This window comes from Streptomyces sp. NPDC050504, assembly GCF_044458065.1.
GTDB lineage: Bacteria > Actinomycetota > Actinomycetes > Streptomycetales > Streptomycetaceae > Streptomyces.
The window spans coordinates 499,936-524,289 of the sequence record NZ_JBITHO010000003.1 but is presented as its reverse complement, the minus strand read 5'-3'; the positions used below and the strand labels follow the sequence as shown (position 1 = coordinate 524,289).

Sequence of the window (24,354 nt, the reverse complement as noted above, 5' to 3'; positions counted from 1 at the left end):
CTGTCATGCTCCTTCGGAGGTACGGGAGGTGGACACCTGCACCGTGAACGGCAAGTGCGCGGGGCGGGCCGCCGCGACGACCGCGTGCAGCCGGTGCACGTCCACCGCCGCGGGGTCGGGCACCCGGAGGGTGACGTTCAGCGCGGCCTCGGTCGCGCCGGGGAACGGGCCGAGCGGGCGCGCCGACCACGTCGCGCCGCCGCTCTCGACGATCTCCGGCGCCGTGCCGAAGGCGAGCTGCACCGCGGCCGACAGGCCGTGTCGGGTGCCCCGCACCCGGTGCAGGGCGACGGCCGCCGAGACCGCGTAGCGGCGTACCGGCAGCGACTCGGTGCCGTCCAGCTCGGCGCCCACCCAGGACGCCAGGTAGTCCACGAAGTCGGTCGGGGCCAGCGCGGGCGTGAAGTACGCCTCCAGGGAGTCCAGGACGTTGAAGACCGGGGCCAGGACCACGTCGAGGCCCGAGACGAACCGCTGCCCGAAGTCGTCGTCGGCGTAGACGGCGGGCAGCGAGTCGCCCAGCGGGTGCGGCGTCGCCAGGCCGGGGACCGTGCCCCTGCTCGACGTACCGGAACCGCTCGGCGTACCGGACGCGTTCGACGTGCTCACCGCGCCTCGATCACGCGCACGCGGTGGTCGAACGGGAAGAGCAGCGCGGACGGGTTCAGCTCGATGCGGTCCGTCGAGTCGCCCCTGCGCCCGGTCAGCGGGTCGGCCGGGTGCAGCAGCACCTCGTCGACCAGCTCGACGCCCGGCACCCGCTGGAGCGCCGCGAAGATCTCGCCCGCCCGCAGCGGCCGCCCGAACGGCCAGCCCTCGCCGAGCGCGCCGCCCGTCAGCGGGTCGAGGTACGAGTACAGGACGTCCAGCGCCTTGGCCCGCACCTCCTCCGCCTTCGCCGCCCGGAACGCGTGCAGCGTCGCCACGACCGTGACGCCCTGGTAGAACGGCGGCCCCACCGCGAGCCTGGTGCCCAGCGGGCGCCGCTCGTCCAGGAAGCCGGTCACCCTGCTCAGCAGCTCCTCGCCGGGCACGAGCTGTTCGAACCGCAGCCTGCCGCCCAGGTCGGGCACGGCCTGCGGCACCACGAGCACCCGCACCGCGTTCTCGCCCGCCTCGGCCGAGTCCGCCGCCAGGCACGCGATGCGCGCGGTCTCCGGCGCGGCGCGGCGCGCCAGCTCCTCGTAGTCCCGCGCGGTCACGGCCCGCTCCTGGGCGCGCAGCGTGACCGGGGCGCGCACCTTGGCCTCCTCGACGGTCTCGCCGTCCACGCCGCCGCGCGCGGCCTCGCGGTTCTCCACCCGCGCGATGTACGGGATGGAGCTGCGCAGCACGGAGATGGTCGAGCGCGCCACGTTGCCCGAGCGGCCGCCGCCGGTGCCGTACTGGACGGCCCTCATCGCCGCCCCCTTGGGCGGTACGGCCCCGAAGTACCGTACGGATCCGTCGGGTTGGCGCACGGCGGGGCCGAACGCGATCTCGCCGGTCGTCGCGTCGAGCGTGTAGTGCCGGTCGTGCGGGCGCGAGGCGGCGAAGTCGGAGACCAGCGTCCACTCGCGCCAGCCGGACCCGGCCCGCTCGTCGCCGTCGGCCCCGCCGACCCCGTCGGTCCCCTCTGCCGTGTCGTTGGGCCCGCCGCCCTCCGCGACCTGGAGCAGCAGCGGCGGCCGGTCCACGACGGGCGCGTGCGCCAGGCGCAGCCGCTGCGCGGGGACGCCCTCGGACTCGCCCAGCGACTCGTCCCTGACCGTGTCGGCGTGCGCGGCCCGCACCGTGCCGCCGATGGTGTAGGCGGCGCTGGAGCGCACGGTGGGCGACTCGCTGTAGAACGGCTGGCCCTGCACGGCCTCCACGACCCGGCAGCGCACCCAGCCCGCCTCGTGCTTGCCCAGGCGCGACACGGCGTGCGCGGCCGGCATGTGCAGCACGACCTCGCCCGGCCTGTTGAGACCGCCGGTCGAGTCCTCCTCGACCTCGCACTCCACCCAGCCGTCGGTGGCCGTCCACGCCTCCCACACCAGCGGGGGCTGGCGCGGGTCGACGCCGACGCCGTCCACCCGGCTGTCCAGCTCCAGCACCAGCACGTTGTTCGGCACGGCCGCGGTCAGCCCGAACAGCAGCAGGTCGCCGACGCGCGGCGCGGCCGAGAACGCGGCCACGTCCGTGCCGCTCTCGATGTCCGTGGTGCGCTCCTCCGGCGCGCCCCCCGACTCCTGCCGCAGGAAGTGGCCCAGCTCGCAGGGGACCACGGTCAGGTCGGCGGAGGTCGCGAAGACGACCGCCTCCTCGGTCTCGGTGCGGCCCGTGGCGACCTCGGTGCCCGACGGCAGCAGCACCGGCTCGGGCTGCGGCGCCGACAGCCAGAACGTGACGTCGGCGCGGGCGGCGGCGGGCGGGAACAGCGTGATGCCCAGCAGGTCGAGGAAGGCCAGGTGGTTCTTCTCCGGGACCCGGTTGAGCCGGTAGACGAGCTGGTCCGCCATGTGCGCGACGGCCTCGATGAGGGTGACGCCGGGGTCCGAGACGTTGTGGTCGGTCCACTCGGGGCACGCCTGCTGGATGTATCGCTTGGCGTCGTCGACGAACTGCTGGAAGCGGCGGTCGTCGAGATGGGGTGCGGGCAGGGCCATGGGTGGGATCAGTCCTCGGAGGGGATGACGTAGAAGGGGAAGACGAGGCTGCGCGGGTTGCTGGTGCCGCGCACCTGGTAGCGGACGTCGATGAACAGGGTCGTGGGCTCGTCGGGCGCGGGCGTCACCGTGACCTCGTCCACCTCGATGCGCGGCTCCCAGCGTTCGAGCGAGGTCAGCACCTCGTACCGGATCCGGCCCATCGTCGCGTCGTTGACCGGCGCGAACACCAGCTCGTGCACCGCGCAGCCGAACTCGGGGCGCATCGGCCGCTCGCCCGGTGCCGTCGCCAGCACCAGGCGCATCGCCTCCTCGATCTCGCGGTCGCGCCGCACCAGCGCGATGGAGCCGCCGGGGCTCGTGCGCAGCGGGAAGGCCCAGCCCGCTCCGACGAAGTGCTCACTCATGCAACGGCCTCCTTCTAGATGGGCAGGTTGGCGATGGCCGGGTTGGGGATCGGGATCATCGAGGTGATGAAGGAGGGCGAGTTGATGACCGACTGGGCCGCCGTCACCTTGAACTTCGCGCCCTTCACGTCGATTCCCAGGCCCGCCACGACGTTGATCCGGCCCGTCGGGGTCGTCACGTTGACCCCCATCCCGGCCCGCATGGTGATCAGGCCCTTGGCGATGAGGGAGAGGTCCATGCCGGACTCGACGACCACGCCCCGGCCGCCCTTGATGGTGACCGTGCCGCTGCTGTCGATGGTGAGGGTCGTGCGGGCCTCGTTCATCTCGATGCTCAGCTTGCCCTTGCCGGTGCGCAGCCGGATGCCGGTCGTGGCGCCCGTCTTCGCCCCCTTCTCGCGCAGCTCGATGGTGTGCCCGGCGCGCGAGGTCAGCGCCCGCCACTGCACCTTGCCGCTCATCGGGTCGACGGGCGTCACGCCGTCGGTGGCCGGGGTGTGCTTGTCCACGCCGTTGTAGAGCCCGGCCAGCACGTACGGGTGCTCCAGGGAGCCCCGGTCGAAGGCGCACAGCACCTCGTCGTTGACGTCGGGCATCATCAGCCCGCCGCCGCCCTTGCCGCCGAGCTGCGCGACGCGGCACCAGTCGCTCTCGTACGTCGCCGAGAGCCACGGGAAGCGCAGCTTCACCCGGTTCTGCTTGAGCGGGTCCTTGATGTTGGTGACCAGCGCCACCGCGACGCCCGGCATGGCGGGGGCGGGCTCGCCGCCGCCGGACGCCGTGCCGTACAGCGACCTGAACTGCCGCCCCGACACGACGAGGTGGGTCTGGTACTGCCGTCCCGACACGAAGACGTGCCGGACGCTGGTCGCCGTGTAGCTGCCGTCGAACGGCTTGCCCGCGCTGGTCACCTTCACGGCCTCGCCCGGCATCAGCTTCGGGTTGCCGTTGACCGCGACCTCCACCTCGGCGAACGAGCCGGTGACGTCGTCGGCGAGCGCCTTCGCGGCCTGCGTGACCTGCGACTGGGTGGTGAACGGGGTCCGCGTGGCGGTGAGTTCGGCCTTGCCGAACGTCTTCGTCAGCTCGGCGGGCGTGGTGCCCGCGACGATCTCCTTGCTGGTGATCGACGGCGTGGGCGCGCTCAGCGGCCGCTTCGTCTTGGGGTCCCAGCCGCGCACGTCGACCTTCTGCACCTGCCCGGCGGCGGTCATCGCGACCCGGCAGTGCAGCGTGTTGTCGCCGAACTTCAGCTCGGTCGACCCGCCGGACGCGGCGGGCAGCTCGGCGAAGGTGAGCTTGCCCTTGCCGTCGAGCGCGAGGCGCTTGTCGTTCTCGCGGGCCAGGCGCGAGAGGAAGTCCCAGTCCGTGGTGTTGGGCTGGGTGGCCAGCTCGTACACCGGCTGCGTCGCCTCGACCTTCCCGATCGGCACCCGGTTGAGGGCCGCGAGCTTGCGGACGATGTCGGACGCCGTCATGTTCGGGTAGCCCTCGACGCGGCGGTTGCGCAGCATCCGGTGGCCCAGGTCGTAGCCGCGCAGGACCAGCGAGCGGCCCTGGCCGGGGGTGCCCTCGACCTCGATCGCCGTCACCTCGCCGGTGAGCAGGGGCTCGCCGCGCTTGCCGTCCGCGAAGGGCGCGAGCACGGCGGGCGCGCCGACCTTGAGGGAGGCGTACTTCTCGGTGAGCTTGCCGTTGGGGTCGCTGAACGTCAGCTCGAAGGCGGACGGCACGTTCAGCGAGGCGTCCACCCAGCCGCCGGTCAGGTACTTGGCGAGCGCGTCGGGCAGCGGCGCACCGCCCAGCGTGACGTGCAGGACGGTGGTGAAGGTCTTGTTGTTGCTGACGGGGCTCACGCGGCGCCCTCCCGCGGTTCGATGTCGGTGGTCGACGGCAGCAGCAGTTCGGTGCCGGGACGCAGCCGCAGGGGGTCGTCGATGTCGTTCGCCTCGGCGATGACGCGCCAGCGCGTCGCGTCGCCGTACTCCCGCCAGGCCAGCGAGGCGAGCGAGTCGCCCGACACGGTCCGGTGCACCCGGCGCGCGTCGAGCGTGCCCGACGTCGGGTTCTGCTTCTTCGTCTCGCTGGCCACCTCGGTCAGCGAGAGCGAGCAGGTCGCCCTGATCGGGATGCCGCTGGGGCTGAAGAGGGTGTACGTCGCCGAGACCGACGTGACGTACATGACCATCTGCACCGTGGAGAACGAGCCCCAGGAGAACTTCACCCACGGCGGCGACGGCGCCTTCGCCGCGATGGACTGCTGGGTCACCTCGCAGCACGACAGCAGCAGTTCCACCATCTGCTGCACGTCGTTGGACGACGGGTCGTCCGAGCGGTCGAGGAACACGTCCAGCTGGAGCTGGGCGGGGTCGCTGCCGGTGAACTTCGGCGGCGCGCCCCGGTCGTGCGCGACGGCGTGCTCGGTCACCCAGCTCGCGGACCTGCTCAGCTGTAGCTGGTCGGGGTTGAACTGGAACTTCACCTCGCCGATGCGGCCGCCGATCGAGCCGCCGAGGTCGGTCGGCGGCTGGTGGATGGCGAGCGAGGCGCGGGAGAGGCCGCTGGCGGCGAGTCCGCCGAGGAACGCCATCTCAGGCACCTCCCGCGTCGGTGAAGCCGTGGTGCGCGATCTCCAGCGTCTCGGTGGCGACGGCCGGGCTCGCCGGGTCCAGGCTCGGGCCCGTCCAGCGCACCGGCAGCACCTCGACCAGGCCCCACTGCGCGACGATCGAGCCGTCGGCGTGCAGGGCCGCGATCTGCGCGGTGGGGCGGGTGATCCCGGTGGCCAGCGAGGAGATCCAGGCGGCGACCTTGGCGGTGTCGGGCGTCAGCGGGCGCGTGAGGCGGATGTTGGAGTAGGTGACGCGGGTCGGCAGCTGCCAGACGAAGCCGTTGTTGCCGCCCTCCTGCCGCTGCTCGATCTCCACCTCGGAGGAGAGCCCGTCACAGCCGTTGAACAGGCCGAGGTCCTCGCCGTCGATGGTGAGTTTGAAGAAGACGGTGGATGCGGGGTCCGGTGCCTGGGGCATGGTGGCGATCTCTCGGGTGGAAGGCGGTGGGCGGGGTCGGTGGGGGGCGGCCGGGGCCGGCCGGGTCAGTTGCCGTGGTCGCGCAGCCGGCCCACGCGTTCGCGGTCCGCGCGCAGTTCGGCGCGCAGGAGCCGGGACAGCGGGGCGATCAGCTTGTGGGCCAGGTCGTCGAGTTGCGCGGGCGTCTGCGTCGCCGCGCTCGGCGACTGGGGGGCGGTGGCGCGCTGCACGGGGGCCGCGCTCTTGCTCGTGGTGGTGCGCGGCGGCGGGGGCGCGGGCTGCTTGTTCTGCCCGACCGGCACGGACGTCCGCTGGAGCGGGGCCGGGGTCACCACGGGCACCGGCGCGGGGGCGGCCGGGGCCGCCCTGGGCGCGGGGGCCGGGGGCTGCGGGGCCTCCTGGCGCTGCACGATCACGGGTCGGTGCAGCGGCCGAGCCGCCGCGGGCGGGGTGACGGGGACCACGGGGCGGGCGGGCTGGGCGGCGGGCGCGTGGGCGCTGCGCTGCACGGGGGCGGGGCCCGCGGGCACGGGCCTGACCACGGGCACGGCGGCCTGCGGGGAGCCGGGGCGGCCGGGACCCGTGGCGCCCGGCGCGGTCAGGGGCGCGGCCTGCGGGGCGGCGGCGCGTTGTACCGGGGCCTGGGCGGTGCGGGGGCCGCGGGGTGCCGTGTCCGGGATGCTCGACGTGAGCGGCCTGGTGGTGGCCAGGGGCAGCGCGGCGGCAGCGCGCCGCACGGGGGCGGCGGTGGCGCGCGGGAGGTCGGCGATGCGGACGACGGGCGCGGGACGCACGGCCCCGGAGACGGCACGCTGCACCGGGGGCGCGGACGCGGGGGCGGGCGGGGCCGCCTCGGGTACGGGGGCGGGTACGGGTACGGGGGCCGTGGCGGCGACGGGCATCGCGGGCTTGTCCGGCAGCGCGGGGGCGGCGGGGGCCACCGGCGCGGGGCCGGACGTCCCGCGCGCGGGCTGCGGTGCGGACGCCTGCGGTGCGGTCGGCTGCGGCGCGCTCGCCCGGGGTGCGGTCGCCTGCGGTACGGATGCCTGTGCGCGCTGCACCTGGGGCGCGGCGGGCGTCGGGGCGGAGGCCGGGGTCGCCAGGGGTGCGGCGGGCGTCGTGGTGGTGGGCGCGACGGGCATCGCGGGCCTGTCCGGCTGGGCGGGCGCGGCGGGGGCCACCGGCGCGGCGGCCGGGGCGTTCGCCGGTGCCGTCGCCGGTGTCGTCGCCGGTGTCGTCGCCGGGGACTGCGCCTGCGGTGCGGTCCGCGCGGGGCCCGCCTTCGGGGCGGCCGCACTGCGCTGCACCGGGGGCGCGGCAGGGGACGGGGGCGTGATGGGCGCCCCGATCGCGGAGCGCCGCTGCGGACGCCGCGGGGACTGCGGGTTCTGTGCCGGGGCCTGCGCGGCGGCCCGCTGCACGGGCGCGCCGAGGCCGGAGCGCGCCGGGGGCGTCGAGGGCTGCCCGGCGGGTGCGGCTGGCGCGGTGGGTGCGGCGGGGTTGGCCGGGCGCACCGGATTGGCCGCCGCCGTCGGGGCCTTCTGCACGGGAAGCGGGGTCGGCCCGGGGGCTGCCGTTGCCGGGAGCGAACTTTCCCTGCGTACGGGCGCGTTGGCGGCTTCGGGGCCGGTCGGCGCCGCGTGGGCGCGCTGGACCACGGGGGTGGCCGGGGCCTTGGGTGCGGGTATGGAGGTGGGCGCCGGGCCGTTGGTGGGTCCGGAGCCGGTGGGGCGTACGGGCTTGGTGGCCGGGGCCTTCTGGATGGGCGCGGCGGCGGTGGTGGTCGGCTCGGCGGGCGCGGAACCCGTCTTGCGTACGGGTGCGTTGGCGGCTTCGGGGCCGCTCGGCGCCGCCTGGGCCCGCTGGACCACAGGGGTGGCCGGGGCCTTGGGCACGGGTATGGAGGTGGGCGCCGGGCCGTTGGTGGGTCCGGAGCCGGTGGGGCGTACGGGCTTGGTGGCCGGGGCCTTCTGGATGGGCGCGGCGGCGGTGGTGATCGGCTCGGCGGGCGCGGAACTCGCCTTGCGTACGGGTGCGTTGGCGGCTTCGGGGCCGCTCGGCGCCGCCTGGGCGCGCTGCACGGCGGGCGCGGCCGGGGACGTCGCACCCGTCGCGCTCTTCGCACTCTTCGGCGCGGGCGAAGGAGCCTTGGCGGGGGCCGGGCTCGCCGGAGCCGCGTCCGCCGGGCGCACGGGGGCGTCGGACGCGGACGTCCGCACCGGGGCCTTCGCCGAGGCCGCCTGCGGGGCGGGGGCCTTCTGCACGGGGGCCTGCGGTGCCGGGGTCTGCCGTACCGGGGCCTGCTGCGCCGGGGTCTGCTGTGCCGGAGTTCCGGGCTTCGGGGCCGCCGGTGCCTTCGGCGCGCCCTTCGCCGGTGCGGGCGCGGGCGCCTTCTGCACCGGAGGCGCGGCCTGCGTCGGCGTCTGCTTGGGCGCGGCCGGGGTCTGCTTCGGCGCCTGCTTCGGTGCCTGCTTGGGTGCTTGCGCCCGCTGGACCTGCGGGCTCTGCGGGCTCTGCGCGCCCTTCGGCGCGCTAGGCGCGCTCGGCGGCTCCGGCACCTGCGCCGTGCTCCAGTCCGCGCCCGGCGCGCGGCGCGTCCGGCGGACCACCGGGCGGCGCTGCACGGGCGCCTCCTGCGCGGCGGCCGGAGTCGCGGCCGGAGCGGCCGGAGCGGTGGGAGTCCCGGACCCAGCGGGGGAACTTGGGCCCGGGACGTCTGCGGGCCGTACGGCGCGTTCCGCGTCCCGTACGGCCGACGCGGGCTCTTCGGCCCGCTGCACGGGCATGGGCAGCTGTGCGGGCGCCGCCGCGCCCACCGGCGACAGGCGGCGCGTCGGCGGCGCGGGCCGCGCGGAGACCAGCGGCGTGTGCCGCGCGGGCGTGGGCCTGACGGGGCCGCGGGACGCGCCCGCGGCGCGCGCGGGAGCGGCGGCGGGACCCTCCCCGGTCCCGCGCGCCGCCGCCCGCTGCACCTGGCCGGCGCCGGGCGCGTCGGCGGCCCCCACCGCCCGCGACGCGCCCCGGCTCCGAACGGGACCCGTGGCGAAGACGCCCGCGTGAGGCCCCCCGGCCCCCGCGGTACCGGTGGATCCCCCGGTACCCGTTGCCCCGTCGGTCTCGGACTCCGCCCGCTGCACGGCCGGTCCCGAACGGGCGACCGGCAGCTTCAGCCCCGGCGGCTCGGCCGCCGAGGGCCCCGCGGGACCCGAAGGTCCCGAAGCCGCGGGCGTCACCGTGCGCACCGCGTCCCGCAGCAGCCCGCTGGGGGCGTCGGGCGCGGAGGTGTGCCCCAGGTCGCCCTGGAAAGAGGGGTTCCAGTGCGTCGCGAGCGACGCGGAGAAGCCGTGCTCGAAGACCGTGCGCGGCGCGCCCATCGCACGCTGCACCGGCGGCAGCGACCGCCACGCGTCCCCGGCTGGTGCCACGGGCGCGGCACCCTCCCGCGCGTCCGTACCCGAACCGGTACCCGTACCCGGGTCCGCGCTCCCGCCCGCATCGGCGGGCCCCGCCGCCCTGCGCGAGCGCCACTTCTCGAACATGCCCATCTTCTCCAACCCCCCTTTCCCGTCAGGCGATCACGCCTGCGACCGCTCCACCAGGGACGCGACCTGCGCGACGTACTTGCGCCGGTCGGCGTGCTCCAGATCGAGGATGTCGTCCATGCCCCAGTGGAAGTGGTAGGCGAGGTACGCGGTCTCCTCCTCGATCCGGTCGGCCGCGTACGTCACGATTCCCCCAGGCGGCTCCCGGCGAGCTCGACCTCGAAGGACTCCTCGCAGTGCGGACACGCGACGGAGGCCCTGGTGTGGCCCTCCGCGTTGATCTGCCGGTAGAAGTCCTGGAGGAACGCCAGGTCGGAGGCGAACATGTTCTCCACCGTCCCGTCGTGGACCGACGGGAGCGTGCCGAGCCGGGTGATGACCCGGCCGAGCAGCACCACGGACAGGTACGCCGGGTTCTCGCGCACCCGGACGTCCCGCAGGGGTAGCAGCTCGTCCCTGGCCGTGGCCAGCCGCATCGCGCCGCTGCGGTGCACGGTGCCCGCCTCGTCGACGAAGCCCCGCGGCAGCTCGAACTCGAACTCCGTGCGGAGCGGCTCCTGTGTGCGGGGCTGCTGCGCCCCCGCCGGTCCCTCGCGCCGCATTAGCCGAGCGTCAGCTCTTCGAAGGTGATGGTGACCTGCTCGGTCAGGGCCGCGGCGTCGCCCGCCTTGGTCCCGCTCACCTCGACCTTGGAGCACCAGGCGTTGCGCAGGTTGTAGCGCTTCACCTCGGACAGCTGGTAGTCCATGAAGATGATCGAGGCGTCCTTGCGGGCCGAGCCCATGTCGCCCGCGATGGACGCGGCGATCCACTCGGTGAACGCCTGGGACTGGGTGGCGCCGCGCGTCACCGTGCACTCGCCGGCCTTCTTCACGCCGGGGAGCTTCTTGACGATCGGCTTGCCGTCGGCCGAGACCTGCTGGTACTCGATGACGTCCTGCTCCATCGTGAGGCTGGAGACCTCCTGGAGGGTCTCGATCATCACGCCGTCGATCTGCAGACCGAAATTATGGGTAGTGAGGGCATCGCCCATGTCCATGACGGGTCACTCCTGTTCGTGAGGGTTGAGCTGAAGGGGGTGTGGAGGCGTGGTGCGGAAGGACTACTCCTCCAGCTCGCCGCCGCCGCCCTGGAACTGCGCGAGGCGGAAGACCACGAACTCGGCCGGCTTCACCGGAGCGATGCCGATCTCGCAGACTACGCGGCCGAGGTCGACGGACTCCGGCGGGTTCGTCTCCTCGTCGCACTTCACGTAGAAGGCGTCCTCGGCGCGCTGCCCGAACAGGGCGCCCTGGCGCCACTCGGTCACCAGGAAGGCGGATATGTTGCGGCGGATCCTGGCCCACAGCGACTGGTCGTTCGGCTCGAACACCACCCACTGGGTGCCGATCAGGATCGACTCCTCCAGGTAGTTGAAGTAGCGGCGGACGTTCAGGTAGCGCCAGGCCGGGTCGGAGGCCAGCGTGCGGGCGCCCCAGACGCGGATGCCGCGGCCCGGGAAGGCGCGGATGCAGTTGACGCCGATCGGGTTGAGCAGGTCCTGCTCGCCGCGGGTGATCTGGAGCTCCAGGTCGACGGCGCCGCGCACGACCTCGTTGGCGGGGGCCTTGTGCACGCCGCGCTCGGCGTCGTTGCGGGCCCAGATGCCGGCCATGTGGCCCGACGGCGGGACCAGGCGGGCCTGGCCGGTGGACGGGTCGAAGGACTTGATCCACGGGTAGTAGACCGCGGCGTAGGCGGAGTCGTAGTTCGACTCCTCCTGGCGCCACTTGCGCACGTCGCGGGCGTTCAGCGACGGCGGCGTGTCGATGATCGCCATGCGGTCGCCCATGAGCTCGCAGTGCGCGATCAGGCCGAGCTGGACGGCCTTGACCTGCTCCAGGTCGATGAGGCCCTGCTGGTAGGCGGCCATCAGGTCGGGCACGGCGACCATGTTGATCTCGTCGTACGCCTCCAGGCCGCCGAAGCCGGTCCGGTCGGCGGAGTCGCCGATGAACTGGCCCGACTCCAGCGGGGCGTCCTGCGCGGCGACGACCGGGACCGGCGCCGGGGCGGGCGGGGCCAGGGTGACGGCCTGCGCGTCCGGCTTGGCCAGCTGGGCGGCCGGGGCGGCCTCTTCCAGGACGATGGTCTTGGAGCGCTGCTTGACCTGCGCGACCACGTAGTTGCGGGCGCTCTTCTTCGCGGAGACGTCGAAGGACTCGACGGTCTTGTCGCCGTCCTTGACGACGAGCTTGAAGCGGTCGTTCTCGCCCTCGATGTCCTGCACCTCGACGGTGAGCGCGCCGTTGTTCGCCGAGCCCGCGGCGATGGCGGCGACCTTGAAGGTGCCGAGCGCGACGGACTCGCCCGCGGTCAGCTGGAGCTGCCCGGCGCCGGCCGCCGCGGAGGACACGGACTGGGTGCCCTGCGCGTCCCCGCCGCCGACGCGCACGATGTACGCGGCGGAGCCGCCGTTGTTGAAGAACCCGTACACGGAGTGGGCGAGGTAGTACCCGTCCGTGAAGTCACCGAAGGACGCCACGTACTGCGACCAGTTGGTCACGAGGGTCGGCTCGTTGAGCGGCCCGACGGGCGCGAGGCCCACGAACGCGGCGACGGAGGTGCCGACGCCCTCGATCGGGCGGGAGCCGCTGGCGACTTCCTCGACGTAGACGCCGGGGGACAGGTACGTGGGCATAGTGGGGTGTTCTCCTAGAAGAGACCGTTGAGGTGATCGAGCCGGTGGTGACGGGACCCTCTTGACGATGGCCCTTCGGGCCCCCGGTTCATAGAGACACCCGGACGTCACCACGGGCAGGGGAAGCTGCCCGATCGGGCAGAGGTTCCGCGGTCAGGGCAGTTCGCGGAACCCGGGAACGATTTCCCGCATGCGTTCCAGAGTGCGCCGGGCCTCGGGCAGTCCGGGATCGTCGGGGGTGAGGGCCATGCGCCAGTTCACATAACCGCAGGCGCTCAGCGCCCCTTCGACGTACTGCGGAAACGTCAGGTCGAGCGGTTCCAGCGCCTCGCCGAAATAGTGGAAGTACACCGGGTCCTGCGGCGCGGAATCCGGTTCCTGGAGGAACGCGGCGCACGCTTCGGGAGCGTACACGTCGAAGGGTTTCACGGCCCGGAACCGGTCGCCGCCCTCGAAGTCGTCGTACCAGGTGTCGCCCAGGCCGTCGGCGAAAACCTTCGCCAGCGGAAGGAAGTGGAGGGAGCCGAAATCGGTGGCCGGGCCCGACGCGCCGGGCTCGGTGTACTCCCAGTCGAGGAGGAAGCCGTCGAGTTCCGCGTGGAATTCCGCGAGGCCTTCGGGAAGGTGGCCGTGCACCGCGGCGCGGACCCCTTCGATCCCGTCCCGGCCGAGGGGCGGAGCGATCTCGAACGCGCGCACCGTGAAGCCGGGAGTGGCACGGAGGTCGGCGACCCGCGCCTCGATCCGGTCCCTGTACCCGGCGTTCTCGCTGTTCTCGGCGTTTTTGGTATTTCCGTTGCTCATGGAAGCTCCTGTCATCCGTCGGAGTTGGAAGCACGGGCGGCCGCTCCGCGCTTCGGGCGGCCCTCTCTGTATGCTGCCGCGTCGTCCTTGGACTTCTTCCACAGGCTGTACTGGTTCTTGTAGTCCTGGGCCATGCTCGTTCCGTTGATGAACGCCTTGCACTGCTCGGAATCGTTTCCGGCCCTGGCGGTGGCCCAGCTGTCCAGCGTCTTGTTGCGGTCGAGCGCGGAAGCCTGGGCCAGCAGCGGGTTGAGGGACCCGTTCTGGTCGAGCACGTCGAGCAGGGCCGCGACGGAAGATTCGGGGAAGTGCTTGAGCAGCGTGTATCCGGCCCTGTCGCGCATCACCAATTCGTATCCGGCGTTGCCTATCGTCTCCAGCAGCGCGGGGCCGTACTGGAAGACCATCTTTCGCTGGACGTCGTCGGCGATGTTGCAGTCCCGGAAGATCTCCTCGGCCATGGCCTGGTGTCCCGCCTGGAACAGCGGATGGAGCACCTGGGGGAATATCTCGTCGACACCCAGATTGATGACGCCCAGGAAATTGACGCGTTCGGCCGTGCTGGGAAGCACGGTGAGGAAAGCCGCCTGGTCGGTCGCGTTGAGGTCCCGGTAGAGGTCCGGGTACGTCCTCATCAGCGCCATTTTCAGGTCGTGGCCGGGAACGAGTCCGAGCGCCTGGCCGATGACCTGCCTGCTCTGTCCCTGCAATGCGTTCAGCAGGGCGTCGGGGCCCTGGCTCCAGCTCCGCAGGTCGGCCGCCTGCTGCGGCGTGAGCGGGTCGACGGGAAGCGTGATCGCCGAGCTCCAGGACCGCGCGGACGCCGCGTCGCCCTCGACGCCCCACTGCATGTTGATGTGGTTCGGCACGACCGACGTGAGGTCCTGGGCGTTCACGGCGCTGGTCTGGTAGGAGACCGTGGTCTTCAGCCACACCGCGTTGCCGAGCTCCACCAGGTGCTTCGCCGGGTCCTCCGCCTGGGCGGACATCTGGGAGTTGAGCTTTCCCGGGCCGGGGGCGAGGTTGTCGGTGTTGTTGCCGGGGCCGCCGAGGCGCCCGTTGAACAGGTGCATGCGCACGGCGCGGTAGGGGGCGCCGTCGGGCTTCTCGCCGCCCGGCGCCATCTTCGTGAACCCCTGCGACCTCAGGGCGCCCCAGCCGACCGGCTCGACCGAGGGGGAGTTCGCCGCGGGCCCCAGCGGCGTTCCCTTGAGGTTGTGCACCTCCACGGATCCGGCGCGGCCGTTGTCCGAGGTGAACACCGGATCGTCGCCGGACATGGTGCCGTCGGTCCACTTGCGCTGGATGACCGGGACCGCCCCGGCCGGATCCTGGGCGCGCTGCACGGGGGCGGGTGCGGTGCCGTGCGCGGGGGCCGTGCCGTGCGCGTGGCCGTCGCAGTCCGCCGAGCGCTGCACCGTCGCGGCGAACGCCGCGTTGCCCATGGCCCGCTGTAGGGCCGCCGCCGCGCCCGGGTCCAGGCGCGCCGCGCCTCCGGCCGCCGCCGCGCGTGCGGCGGACGCGGTCAGCGACTCCCGCGCCGGGCGGGGTTCGGGACGGTCGCCGCGGCCCGCTTCCTGCCGGCCGTGGTGCGTCGGCCTCATGTCGCTCGTCCTCCCCGTGCGCCCTGGACAGCGGTCGTACGGTTCCGACTATCGCCGCGGGCTCCTTCGCGTACGAGGGGAGAAGGGGCGGCGGCAAGGGCAGCCGGAAGTGCCCGCCCGGTCATCGGGGCCCGGAGCGCCGGTTTCCTCCGGCGGGGGGTTGCCCCCGCTTCTGCCCTTTGGTTCCTGGCCCGCCTCGCCGCGGGTGCCGTAGAACGGGTGGGGAAGCCGTTGCGCAGGGGAGCACTGAATGTCTCGTACACAGGAATCGCCGGGAGCCGACAGGGAAGCGACGGCCACCGCCGCCCGCCGGTCTCGGCCGGAGACGTCGGTCTCCGCGCAGATGATGGCGCTCCAGCGCACCGCGGGCAATGCCGCCGTCGCGAGATCCGTGGAAGAGGAGCGGCACCAGCACGGTGCGGGCTGCGGGCACGGCGAGAGCGTGCAGCGTTCGGCGGTGCCCGACGTGCTGCGCTCGGCGGGGAAGCCCCTGGACGATTCGACCCGCAGCGACATGGAGTCGAGGCTCGGCGCGGACTTCTCCGACGTACGCATCCACGACAACGCCGCCGCCAAGGCATCGGCCGCCGAGGTCGGCGCCCGCGCCTACACCTCGGGATCCCACGTCGTCATCGGCGACGGCGGCGCCGACAAACACACCCTCGCCCACGAACTCACCCACGTCATCCAGCAACGCCAGGGCCCCGTCGCGGGCACCGACAACGGCTCGGGCCTCAAGGTCTCCGACCCCACCGACCGCTTCGAACGCGAAGCCGAAGCCAACGCCACCCGCGCCATGAACGGCCCCGCCCCCGTCCAGCGCGCCGAGGACGAGGGCGCCGGGCCGACGGGGCCGGTCCAGGGCCGTGCCGTCCAGCGGATGGCCGCCTCCATGAAGGACCGGCTGCGCACCGCGTTCATGACCGCTTTCGACGCGGACCCGCACACGACGTTCGACTCGGTCTACTGGGACTTCGCGACGGCGCAGGGCATGTCGCAGAGCGTCGCGACGAACGCCGCGGGGAGCGCGCGGACGGTCTTCGACGGCGTCGTCTCCGAGCGGGCCGACGCGGCGGCGGCCGCGCAGGCGGAGGTCGACGCGCGGCGCGCGAACACCCGCCCCAACGCCCGCGACTCCTGGGTCATGGCGGAGGACGTGCACTTCATGGCAGGCACGTCGCGCGCCGACCTGAAGGACACGACGTACGAGCAGCTGAAGAACAACCAGATCCGGGCCAACGGCGTGGGCAAGGTCAGGTTCGAGCCCGAGCTCAACATGCGCTGCCACGTGCACGGTCTCACGGACAGCCAGGGCATCTCGTTCGCGTACGTGCTGGAGGCCGACTACCGCGTGCGGGTGTACGTCTACGACGTCGCCGACAAGCGGGTCAACGGCAACCAGTACGAATGGCGGAGGGGCGGCAAGGAGTACACCAGCAGCGCCGAGATTCCCGGCTACGAGGAGGCCGTGGCACGCGGCAACGCCCTGAGCAGGTGACCGCCGTCGGCGTACCGCCCCGCCCGGGGGCGGCACGCCGACGCCCGCTCAGCGCGTCCAGTACGCGGCCCAGGCGCGCGAGCCCCGGGTGACGCGTTCGATGCCGGGGACGCCGTCGTCCCTCAGGTCCGCCCAGCGCGCGGCCTCCGCCCGCCCGAGCACCGCGACGGCCCGTGGGTCGGCCGTGCGGAAGGCGGGCACCCGCCGCGCCCAGCGCGCCGCCCCGGCCGGGGTGTGCCCGCCGTCGGAGACCAGACGGACCGCCCACAGCGCCGCGTCGATCCAGGCGGCGCCCCGGGCGGCCCAGGCCCAGTCGACGACGTGGGCCCGGCCGCCGCGCACCAGGACGTTGGTGGCGGCGAGGTCGGTGTGCAGCAGCGCGTCCCCCGCCAGGAGGGACACCTCGCCTTCGGCGCAGTAGTAGCCCCAACGGTCCCCGGCACTCAGCAGCGCGACCGGCGGTGCCGGGGTGCCGCCGAGTGCGGTGAGCGCCCGTACGACCGCCTCCAGGTCCGCCGCGCCGGGCCGGTAGTCGGCGTGCTCGCCCGCGACGGCGTCGAAGGCGACGAGCACCCACCCGGCGGTCTCCGTGCGCCACCGCACGCGCGGGCAGCCGTCCGGCAGGTACGGGCCGACGCGGTACTCCAAGTCGAGTTCGTCGGCCTGGTCGTGGCCGCTGCGGATCCCCTTGACGAACACGCGGTCGGCGGGGGAGGTGAGCACGGCGGCCACCGCACAGTTGCCGCCCCCCGCCGTGTCGACGGCGGAGCACGCACCGACCCGCCGGGCAACGGCTTCACGTACCGGACCGGGCAGCTCGGCGAAGGGAACACGATCGACGGGCACGATCCGCCGGGCTACCTGGGCGGCTTGGGCGGGAACGGCGGATTCTTGTCCGGCGTCGTCGGACCCGGCGGGCGAGGCTGGGGAGACGGGGTCGTCGGGCCGCGCGGAGGCTTCTTCTCGGCGGTCAGCATGCGGCCGAGAGTAGCGGCGTCGGAGCGACCCGGGACAGCCCGCCGGTCAGGCTTCCAGCCGTCCTTCGGCGGCCGCGGTGGTGAATGCGGTGAAGGCGGTGGGGGTGATGGTGAAGGCGGGGCCGTCGGGGTTCTTGGAGTCGCGGACGGCGATGCGGCAGGGCTGGGCGGCGATCTCGACGCACTGGCCCTGGTCGGCGCTGTAGGAGGACGTGCGCCAGGCGGCGGTGCCGAAGGGGGCGCATTCGACGCAGTCGCCCTGGTCGCCGCTGTAACTGGACTTACGCCAGGCCGCGTTCATCAGGTGCTGATTGGCTTCCATAACGCTCCTCCATGACGCGGCTGATCTCTGCCGCCGAATCCTCTACGGAGAGGGCTGCGGCCTGCAAGTGAGCGTAGCGGAGGGTGCCTTCCCTGACAGTTGCAGGGTTGGCGGTCGCGTGACCTTGGACGAAATCCTCGGTGTAGACGATGTCTGGGTCGTTGTCGAAGCGGAGGAGTGTGAACATACCGGGTTGCCCGGCATGGGCTCCCACCTTGAAGGGCAGGATCTGGAGGTTTACGTCCGGGCGGTCGCGGAAGCTCAACAAGTGGGCGAGTTGGTTCCACATGATGTGGCGGCTGCCGACCTCTCGCCGTAGCACTCCCTCATCCATGACCACGGTGAGCGCAGGCGGATTCTCTCGGCTTAGGACGCGCTGGCGCTCCATGCGAGCCTCGACCCTTGTGTCCAGGTCGTTCGGGTCGTACGCCCCCATGACCGCCCTCGCGTAGTCCTTGGTCTGGAGCAGTCCGTACACCACCTGAGCTTCATAAATAGAGATGTACGTCGCCTTCGCCTCCAACCCCGCAACCTTCCTGAACCACGACGGAAGTTGGCTCCGCAGCACCAGGCCCACCAGCCTCCCCATCTCCCCGCCCGTGTTGAACACCTGGTCCACGCGTTCCGCGAACTCCCTCGTCGGGACCTTCCTCGCCGTTTCGATCTGGCCGATCAGCGAGCCCGTACAGAAGAGCTTCGTGCCCAACTCGTCCTGTGTGTCGCCCGTTTTCACGCGGAGGTGACGGAGTTCCGAGCCGAAGTGGTCGAGCGCCGACGCGCTCGGGTCGAGTTCACGGTTGCGCGCCATGGCGTCTCCCAACAGCTGGGACGGTTCGTTCCCGTACGTAGCCGAGAGTAGCCAGCGGGTCTCAGGGTGGTGGGCAGTTCCAGGCAACTACCCGCCCCCTACCGGGAGTTATCGTGCACCTGATCGAAGGCGATCCGCCGGGCCCCGCCGTTCAGTACGGCATGGACTTCACCGTCGGTGAGCACTCCGCGCGGCACGTGCGCCGCATCGTACGGACCTACCTCCGTCTCTGGGAGATGGACGACCTCGTCGAAGCCGCCGAGCTGGGCATCACCGAGCTGCTGGCGAACGTCGTGCGCCACGTCCCCGGGCGGCACTGCGCGTTCCAGTTGCTGCGGCGGCCCGAGGGGCTGCGGGTCGAGGTGTGGGACTCCTCGCCCGTGCTGCCCGTCCCGCGCACGGCCGGTCCGCTCGACGAGCGCGGCCGGGGCCTCGTCCTCGTCGAGTCCGTCACCGCGCGGTGGGGCGCCGAGCGGTCCGGTACGGGCAAGACCGTGTGGTTCGAGTGCACGTGCAAGAACCACCTGCCCGGCGCCTGAGACCGCCTGGGATGCTGACCCCCGCACACTTCGCACTCGGCCTCTGTGGACTGCTGATGGCCCTGGCCGTCCCCGGGGCGTTCGACGACCGCGGGGTGCTCTTCGGTGCCGCTGCGGCCCTCGGGGGCGACGACCACGGGCGGGAACCCCTCGGAGCTGCCTAGTACTTCAACTTGCGGCCCGTGTTCAGCCGTTCCAGCAGCCCGAACGCCGACATCGCGAGCGGTTTCAGGTCCTTGGTGTGGACGTCGACCGCGTTCATCCGGCGGAACTCCGCGACCATCAGGGCGATGGTCTCACCGCTCGCCCGGTCCGTGGCCGTCTCCTCGGCGGACAGCGCGCCCAGCGACTTGTGGATGCCCTCCCACTCCTCCTCGTGGCCCTCCACCGCCGGGTCCGCGCGCTCGTCCTCGCTGAGCTTCGTGAGGTTCTTCAACAGGTCCTTGCCCGCCGGGATGCCCTCCAGCCAGGCCCTCCTGGTCAGCGAGACGGACGTCTCCGTACGGGCGCCCGCGAGCCCCCGCTCCACGGTCCTGCCGAACACCGGGTCCCCCGGCCCGCCGAGCAGGCCCGCCGACGCCGCCGCCGAGTGGACCAGCTCGGCGAAGCCCGCCGGGTCCGCCGCGAAGTGGTCGCGCACCGACGCGGGCAGCGACCTGAAGCCCTGCGCGAAGTCGTTGCGGGCCATCAGGCCGCCCGCGATGGACTTGGCGTTCGCGCCCTGCTGGAGGGTCTGGCTCTCCAGCAGGTACGAGACGAGCAGCCCCACCAGGCCGGTGAGCGCGCCCCGGCCCTCCTCGGGCACCGCCGACGCCTCCACCACCCTGCTCGCCGCGCCCGTCGCGGACGCCAGGTTGCCCAGGTTCGCGACGTTGTAGAGGTCGCGGTGCGCCTTCTCGCGGCGCTTGGGCTTCATGGGGTTGTACTTGTCGGGGAGCGTGTCCTTCAGCGGCCACGTCTCGGGCGGTACCAGGTACTCCACCAGCTCGGGCAGCCGGTCCAGGCGCAGGCCCGCCGTCGTCTGCGGCGCGAACGCCAGCGGCTTGCCGTCGGGGTAGATCCGCAGGTCGGGCCGTGGGACGGCGTTGCCCCGCGTGATGTCCTCGGACTTGATGAACGGCTTCGACGCGTTGCCGTCCAGGAACGCGGTCATGGCCGTGAGGTCGTTCATGACCTTGGAGAGGGTCTTGCGGTCGGAGATCGGATCGGTGATCCACTCCAGGTTGGAGCCGCCCGACGGGCTGGCGTCCGCGGTGAGCGCGTAGCCGCTGCCCTGCGCGACCATGCCCTCCACCAGGCCCTTGCCCAGGTTCTCGCCGAGGAGCGGGGCCTCGGAGACCTTGCTGTCGACCATGAGGTTGTAGACGAAGCCCTTCCGCTTCGCGTTCTCCGCCCCGTCGGGAGACCGGCCGAGGCCGAGGTGCTCCAGCACCGCCAGGCCCGCGGCCGTGGGGCTGCCGCCCGCGTCGACCCAGCCGTCGGCCCCCGCGAGCTGTTCGGCCGTGACGTCCTTGCGGTAGCTGCTGTACGGGTTCACGCGGATCGACAGGAGCATCTCGCGGTCGATGTCGGTCTCCCGCGCCGCCTGCCGCCCCGCCAGGACCTCGGCGTCCGCGCCGCCCGCGTCCTCCACCTTCCGTACGTTCCACTGCGCCTCGAACTCGAAGCCCACCGCCCGCTGCACCGCCGCCGGATCCCCCGGCACGGGCGCGGAGTTCTCGTCCTCGGCGCGCTGCACGGGGGCGGGGCCGTTCATGGCGCGGGTGGCGTTGGCTTCGGCTTCGCGTTCGAAGCGGTCGGTGGGGTCGGAGACCTTGAGGCCCGAGCCGTTGTCGGTGCCCGCGACGGGGCCCTGGCGCTGCTGGATGACGTGGGTCAGCTCGTGGGCGAGGGTGTGCTTGTCGGCGCCGCCGTCGCCGATGACGACGTGGGATCCCGAGGTGTAGGCGCGGGCGCCGACCTCGGCGGCCGACGCCTTCGCGGCGGCGTTGTCGTGGATGCGTACGTCGGAGAAGTCCGCGCCGAGCCTCGACTCCATGTCGCTGCGGGTCGAATCGTCCAGGGGCTTCCCCGCCGAGCGCAGCACGTCGGGCACCGCCGAACGCTGCACGCTCTCGCCGTGCCCGCAGCCCGCGCCGTGCTGGTGCCGCTCCTCTTCCCCGGCGCGCTGAACCACCCCGTCCGCGCCGCCCGTCGGGCGGCCCACCGCGGCGCCGAGCGCCGCGTTGCCCGCCGCGCGCTGGAGCGCCGCCGCCGCGCCCGGGGTCAGGCCCCGGGCCCCGCGCGCCGCGACCGCGCGCGCCGCCGCGCCCGCTCCCGCCCCGGTGTTCCCGGGCGACCTGGCCGCACCGGGGTCCGTCCGCTCGCCCCGGCCGCCGCGGTCTTCGCCCCGAGCCGTCTGGTCCGTACGCATGCGGCGAGTCTGCCGGGCGCGCGCGGCGCGAGGAAGAGCCCGCGGGGCAGGACCCGTGCCCGATCGGGCAGGTGCGCGGCAGCCGGATCCGTACCCGTGGATTCCGGATGTCGTGCCAACCAACTTCCGTCAAACGGGCGTTGATCTTCCATTGATCCGCCGCTGGCACGGTTCCTCCGTCAGTCCAGTACAGCAACGAGAGGCGGAACCGTCATGGCCAAGCGCGCCAAGAAGATCAGCTCGCTCGCGTCCCACATGCTCTCCCGGGTGACCGGCGGCAAGATGGGCGGCTCGTACCCGATCTACCACTACTACTCCTGATCCCGGGCGGGCCGGGGGGCCGTGCACGGCCCCCCGGCCCGCCCGGGATCAGGAGTAGTAGTGGTAGATCGGGTACGAGCCGCCCATCTTGCCGCCGGTCACCCGGGAGAGCATGTGGGACGCGAGCGAGCTGATCTTCTTGGCGCGCTTGGCCATGACGGTTCCGCCTCTCGTTGCTGTACTGGACTGACGGAGGAACCGTGCCAGCGGCGGATCAATGGAAGATCAACGCCCGTTTGACGGAAGTTGGTTGGCACGACATCCGGAATCCACGGGTACGGATCCGGCTGCCGCGCACCTGCCCGATCGGGCACGGGTCCTGCCCCGCGGGCTCTTCCTCGCGCCGCGCGCGCCCGGCAGACTCGCCGCATGCGTACGGACCAGACGGCTCGGGGCGAAGACCGCGGCGGCCGGGGCGAGCGGACGGACCCCGGTGCGGCCAGGTCGCCCGGGAACACCGGGGCGGGAGCGGGCGCGGCGGCGCGCGCGGTCGCGGCGCGCGGGGCCCGGGGCCTGACCCCGGGCGCGGCGGCGGCGCTCCAGCGCGCGGCGGGCAACGCGGCGCTCGGCGCCGCGGTGGGCCGCCCGACGGGCGGCGCGGACGGGGTGGTTCAGCGCGCCGGGGAAGAGGAGCGGCACCAGCACGGCGCGGGCTGCGGGCACGGCGAGAGCGTGCAGCGTTCGGCGGTGCCCGACGTGCTGCGCTCGGCGGGGAAGCCCCTGGACGATTCGACCCGCAGCGACATGGAGTCGAGGCTCGGCGCGGACTTCTCCGACGTACGCATCCACGACAACGCCGCCGCGAAGGCGTCGGCCGCCGAGGTCGGCGCCCGCGCCTACACCTCGGGATCCCACGTCGTCATCGGCGACGGCGGCGCCGACAAGCACACCCTCGCCCACGAGCTGACCCACGTCATCCAGCAGCGCCAGGGCCCCGTCGCGGGCACCGACAACGGCTCGGGCCTCAAGGTCTCCGACCCCACCGACCGCTTCGAACGCGAAGCCGAAGCCAACGCCACCCGCGCCATGAACGGCCCCGCCCCCGTGCAGCGCGCCGAGGACGAGAACTCCGCGCCCGTGCCGGGGGATCCGGCGGCGGTGCAGCGGGCGGTGGGCTTCGAGTTCGAGGCGCAGTGGAACGTACGGAAGGTGGAGGACGCGGGCGGCGCGGACGCCGAGGTCCTGGCGGGGCGGCAGGCGGCGCGGGAGACCGACATCGACCGCGAGATGCTCCTGTCGATCCGCGTGAACCCGTACAGCAGCTACCGCAAGGACGTCACGGCCGAACAGCTCGCGGGGGCCGACGGCTGGGTCGACGCGGGCGGCAGCCCCACGGCCGCGGGCCTGGCGGTGCTGGAGCACCTCGGCCTCGGCCGGTCTCCCGACGGGGCGGAGAACGCGAAGCGGAAGGGCTTCGTCTACAACCTCATGGTCGACAGCAAGGTCTCCGAGGCCCCGCTCCTCGGCGAGAACCTGGGCAAGGGCCTGGTGGAGGGCATGGTCGCGCAGGGCAGCGGCTACGCGCTCACCGCGGACGCCAGCCCGTCGGGCGGCTCCAACCTGGAGTGGATCACCGATCCGATCTCCGACCGCAAGACCCTCTCCAAGGTCATGAACGACCTCACGGCCATGACCGCGTTCCTGGACGGCAACGCGTCGAAGCCGTTCATCAAGTCCGAGGACATCACGCGGGGCAACGCCGTCCCACGGCCCGACCTGCGGATCTACCCCGACGGCAAGCCGCTGGCGTTCGCGCCGCAGACGACGGCGGGCCTGCGCCTGGACCGGCTGCCCGAGCTGGTGGAGTACCTGGTACCGCCCGAGACGTGGCCGCTGAAGGACACGCTCCCCGACAAGTACAACCCCATGAAGCCCAAGCGCCGCGAGAAGGCGCACCGCGACCTCTACAACGTCGCGAACCTGGGCAACCTGGCGTCCGCGACGGGCGCGGCGAGCAGGGTGGTGGAGGCGTCGGCGGTGCCCGAGGAGGGCCGGGGCGCGCTCACCGGCCTGGTGGGGCTGCTCGTCTCGTACCTGCTGGAGAGCCAGACCCTCCAGCAGGGCGCGAACGCCAAGTCCATCGCGGGCGGCCTGATGGCCCGCAACGACTTCGCGCAGGGCTTCAGGTCGCTGCCCGCGTCGGTGCGCGACCACTTCGCGGCGGACCCGGCGGGCTTCGCCGAGCTGGTCCACTCGGCGGCGGCGTCGGCGGGCCTGCTCGGCGGGCCGGGGGACCCGGTGTTCGGCAGGACCGTGGAGCGGGGGCTCGCGGGCGCCCGTACGGAGACGTCCGTCTCGCTGACCAGGAGGGCCTGGCTGGAGGGCATCCCGGCGGGCAAGGACCTGTTGAAGAACCTCACGAAGCTCAGCGAGGACGAGCGCGCGGACCCGGCGGTGGAGGGCCACGAGGAGGAGTGGGAGGGCATCCACAAGTCGCTGGGCGCGCTGTCCGCCGAGGAGACGGCCACGGACCGGGCGAGCGGTGAGACCATCGCCCTGATGGTCGCGGAGTTCCGCCGGATGAACGCGGTCGACGTCCACACCAAGGACCTGAAACCGCTCGCGATGTCGGCGTTCGGGCTGCTGGAACGGCTGAACACGGGCCGCAAGTTGAAGTACTAGGCAGCTCCGAGGGGTTCCCGCCCGTGGTCGTCGCCCCCGAGGGCCGCAGCGGCACCGAAGAGCACCCCGCGGTCGTCGAACGCCCCGGGGACGGCCAGGGCCATCAGCAGTCCACAGAGGCCGAGTGCGAAGTGTGCGGGGGTCAGCATCCCAGGCGG

General features: G+C 73.1%; 22 protein-coding genes. 4 read left to right on the top strand and 18 right to left on the bottom strand.

The genetic code is table 11. The annotated features are described in order from the left end of the window. Positions 1 to 3: 3 nt before the first annotated feature. The 13 genes from ACIBNE_RS13460 to ACIBNE_RS13400 form a co-directional block, all read right to left on the bottom strand. Positions 4 to 609, bottom strand: coding sequence for a phage tail protein (locus tag ACIBNE_RS13460; protein WP_399271629.1), 606 nt, complete (start codon positions 607 to 609; stop codon positions 4 to 6). Then, a complete protein-coding gene (locus ACIBNE_RS13455) occupies positions 606 to 2,630 on the bottom strand; it encodes a putative baseplate assembly protein (protein WP_399271630.1) in 2,025 nt (674 codons plus the stop codon). Before ACIBNE_RS13455 ends, ACIBNE_RS13460 begins: the two co-directional genes overlap by 4 nt. 8 nt (positions 2,631 to 2,638) lie before the next feature. Then, positions 2,639 to 3,037: a GPW/gp25 family protein gene (locus ACIBNE_RS13450; RefSeq protein WP_399271631.1), complete on the bottom strand. Its 399-nt coding sequence runs from the start codon at positions 3,035 to 3,037 to the stop codon at positions 2,639 to 2,641. 14 nt (positions 3,038 to 3,051) lie between these two features. Continuing rightward, a complete protein-coding gene (locus ACIBNE_RS13445) occupies positions 3,052 to 4,893 on the bottom strand; it encodes a VgrG-related protein (protein ID WP_399271632.1) in 1,842 nt (613 codons plus the stop codon). Then, on the bottom strand, positions 4,890 to 5,627 hold the full coding sequence (locus tag ACIBNE_RS13440) for a LysM peptidoglycan-binding domain-containing protein (protein WP_399271633.1): 738 nt from the start codon (positions 5,625 to 5,627) through the stop codon (positions 4,890 to 4,892). Before ACIBNE_RS13440 ends, ACIBNE_RS13445 begins: the two co-directional genes overlap by 4 nt. Before the next feature lies 1 nt (position 5,628). Further along, positions 5,629 to 6,066: a phage tail protein gene (locus tag ACIBNE_RS13435; protein WP_399271634.1), complete on the bottom strand. Its 438-nt coding sequence runs from the start codon at positions 6,064 to 6,066 to the stop codon at positions 5,629 to 5,631. 65 nt (positions 6,067 to 6,131) lie between these two features. After that, the gene (locus ACIBNE_RS13430) at positions 6,132 to 9,605 is read right to left on the bottom strand and encodes a hypothetical protein (RefSeq protein WP_399271635.1); all 3,474 of its coding nucleotides are present in this window, start codon (positions 9,603 to 9,605) and stop codon (positions 6,132 to 6,134) included. A 36-nt stretch (positions 9,606 to 9,641) separates the two neighbouring features. After that, positions 9,642 to 9,794: a DUF6760 family protein gene (locus ACIBNE_RS13425; protein ID WP_399271636.1), complete on the bottom strand. Its 153-nt coding sequence runs from the start codon at positions 9,792 to 9,794 to the stop codon at positions 9,642 to 9,644. Beyond that, positions 9,791 to 10,210, bottom strand: a complete 420-nt coding sequence (locus ACIBNE_RS13420) for a hypothetical protein (protein WP_399271637.1) — start codon at positions 10,208 to 10,210, stop codon at positions 9,791 to 9,793. The genes ACIBNE_RS13425 and ACIBNE_RS13420 overlap by 4 nt, the downstream gene beginning before the upstream one ends. Beyond that, positions 10,210 to 10,647, bottom strand: a complete 438-nt coding sequence (locus ACIBNE_RS13415) for a phage tail protein (protein WP_399271638.1) — start codon at positions 10,645 to 10,647, stop codon at positions 10,210 to 10,212. The genes ACIBNE_RS13420 and ACIBNE_RS13415 overlap by 1 nt, the downstream gene beginning before the upstream one ends. A 63-nt stretch (positions 10,648 to 10,710) precedes the next feature. Continuing rightward, positions 10,711 to 12,288, bottom strand: coding sequence for a phage tail sheath subtilisin-like domain-containing protein (locus tag ACIBNE_RS13410; protein WP_399271639.1), 1,578 nt, complete (start codon positions 12,286 to 12,288; stop codon positions 10,711 to 10,713). Between the two features lie 153 nt (positions 12,289 to 12,441). After that, on the bottom strand, positions 12,442 to 13,092 hold the full coding sequence (locus tag ACIBNE_RS13405; RefSeq protein WP_399271640.1) for a hypothetical protein: 651 nt from the start codon (positions 13,090 to 13,092) through the stop codon (positions 12,442 to 12,444). A gap of 11 nt (positions 13,093 to 13,103) precedes the next feature. Further along, on the bottom strand, positions 13,104 to 14,696 hold the full coding sequence (locus ACIBNE_RS13400; protein WP_399271641.1) for a hypothetical protein: 1,593 nt from the start codon (positions 14,694 to 14,696) through the stop codon (positions 13,104 to 13,106). Between the two features lie 250 nt (positions 14,697 to 14,946). On the opposite strand from ACIBNE_RS13400, the gene ACIBNE_RS13395 reads away from it, so the two are divergent. Further along, entirely contained in the window at positions 14,947 to 16,194 is a 1,248-nt protein-coding gene (locus ACIBNE_RS13395) for a DUF4157 domain-containing protein (RefSeq protein WP_399271642.1), read from the top strand. 48 nt (positions 16,195 to 16,242) lie between these two features. Here the strand turns inward: ACIBNE_RS13395 and ACIBNE_RS13390 are convergent, their stop codons facing one another. The 3 genes from ACIBNE_RS13390 to ACIBNE_RS13380 form a co-directional block, all read right to left on the bottom strand. Then, the gene (locus ACIBNE_RS13390; RefSeq protein WP_399271643.1) at positions 16,243 to 17,040 is read right to left on the bottom strand and encodes an aminoglycoside phosphotransferase; all 798 of its coding nucleotides are present in this window, start codon (positions 17,038 to 17,040) and stop codon (positions 16,243 to 16,245) included. Positions 17,041 to 17,217: 177 nt separating this feature from the next. After that, a complete protein-coding gene (locus tag ACIBNE_RS13385; RefSeq protein WP_399271644.1) occupies positions 17,218 to 17,493 on the bottom strand; it encodes a DUF397 domain-containing protein in 276 nt (91 codons plus the stop codon). Next, positions 17,453 to 18,301 carry a Scr1 family TA system antitoxin-like transcriptional regulator gene (locus ACIBNE_RS13380; protein ID WP_399271645.1) on the bottom strand — a complete coding sequence of 283 codons (849 nt, stop codon included), beginning with the start codon at positions 18,299 to 18,301 and terminating at the stop codon, positions 17,453 to 17,455. The genes ACIBNE_RS13385 and ACIBNE_RS13380 overlap by 41 nt, the downstream gene beginning before the upstream one ends. Before the next feature lie 113 nt (positions 18,302 to 18,414). On the opposite strand from ACIBNE_RS13380, the gene ACIBNE_RS13375 reads away from it, so the two are divergent. Together ACIBNE_RS13375 and ACIBNE_RS13370 are read left to right on the top strand one after the other, a co-directional pair. Then, on the top strand, positions 18,415 to 18,840 hold the full coding sequence (locus tag ACIBNE_RS13375) for an ATP-binding protein (protein ID WP_399271646.1): 426 nt from the start codon (positions 18,415 to 18,417) through the stop codon (positions 18,838 to 18,840). An 11-nt stretch (positions 18,841 to 18,851) separates the two neighbouring features. Next, positions 18,852 to 19,004 carry a hypothetical protein gene (locus tag ACIBNE_RS13370; protein ID WP_399271647.1) on the top strand — a complete coding sequence of 51 codons (153 nt, stop codon included), beginning with the start codon at positions 18,852 to 18,854 and terminating at the stop codon, positions 19,002 to 19,004. Here ACIBNE_RS13370 and ACIBNE_RS13365 read toward each other — a convergent pair. Continuing rightward, complete coding sequence (locus ACIBNE_RS13365; protein ID WP_399271648.1) at positions 19,001 to 21,253, bottom strand: DUF4157 domain-containing protein; 2,253 nt, start codon at positions 21,251 to 21,253, stop codon at positions 19,001 to 19,003. The genes ACIBNE_RS13370 and ACIBNE_RS13365 overlap by 4 nt on opposite strands. A gap of 690 nt (positions 21,254 to 21,943) precedes the next feature. Between ACIBNE_RS13365 and ACIBNE_RS13360 the strand changes: the two genes are divergently transcribed. Further along, a complete protein-coding gene (locus ACIBNE_RS13360; protein ID WP_399271648.1) occupies positions 21,944 to 24,196 on the top strand; it encodes a DUF4157 domain-containing protein in 2,253 nt (750 codons plus the stop codon). On the opposite strand, the gene ACIBNE_RS13355 is transcribed toward ACIBNE_RS13360, so the two are convergent. Next, positions 24,193 to 24,345, bottom strand: a complete 153-nt coding sequence (locus tag ACIBNE_RS13355) for a hypothetical protein (RefSeq protein ID WP_399271647.1) — start codon at positions 24,343 to 24,345, stop codon at positions 24,193 to 24,195. The two genes, ACIBNE_RS13360 and ACIBNE_RS13355, sit on opposite strands and share 4 nt — an antisense overlap. Positions 24,346 to 24,354 lie beyond the last annotated feature (9 nt).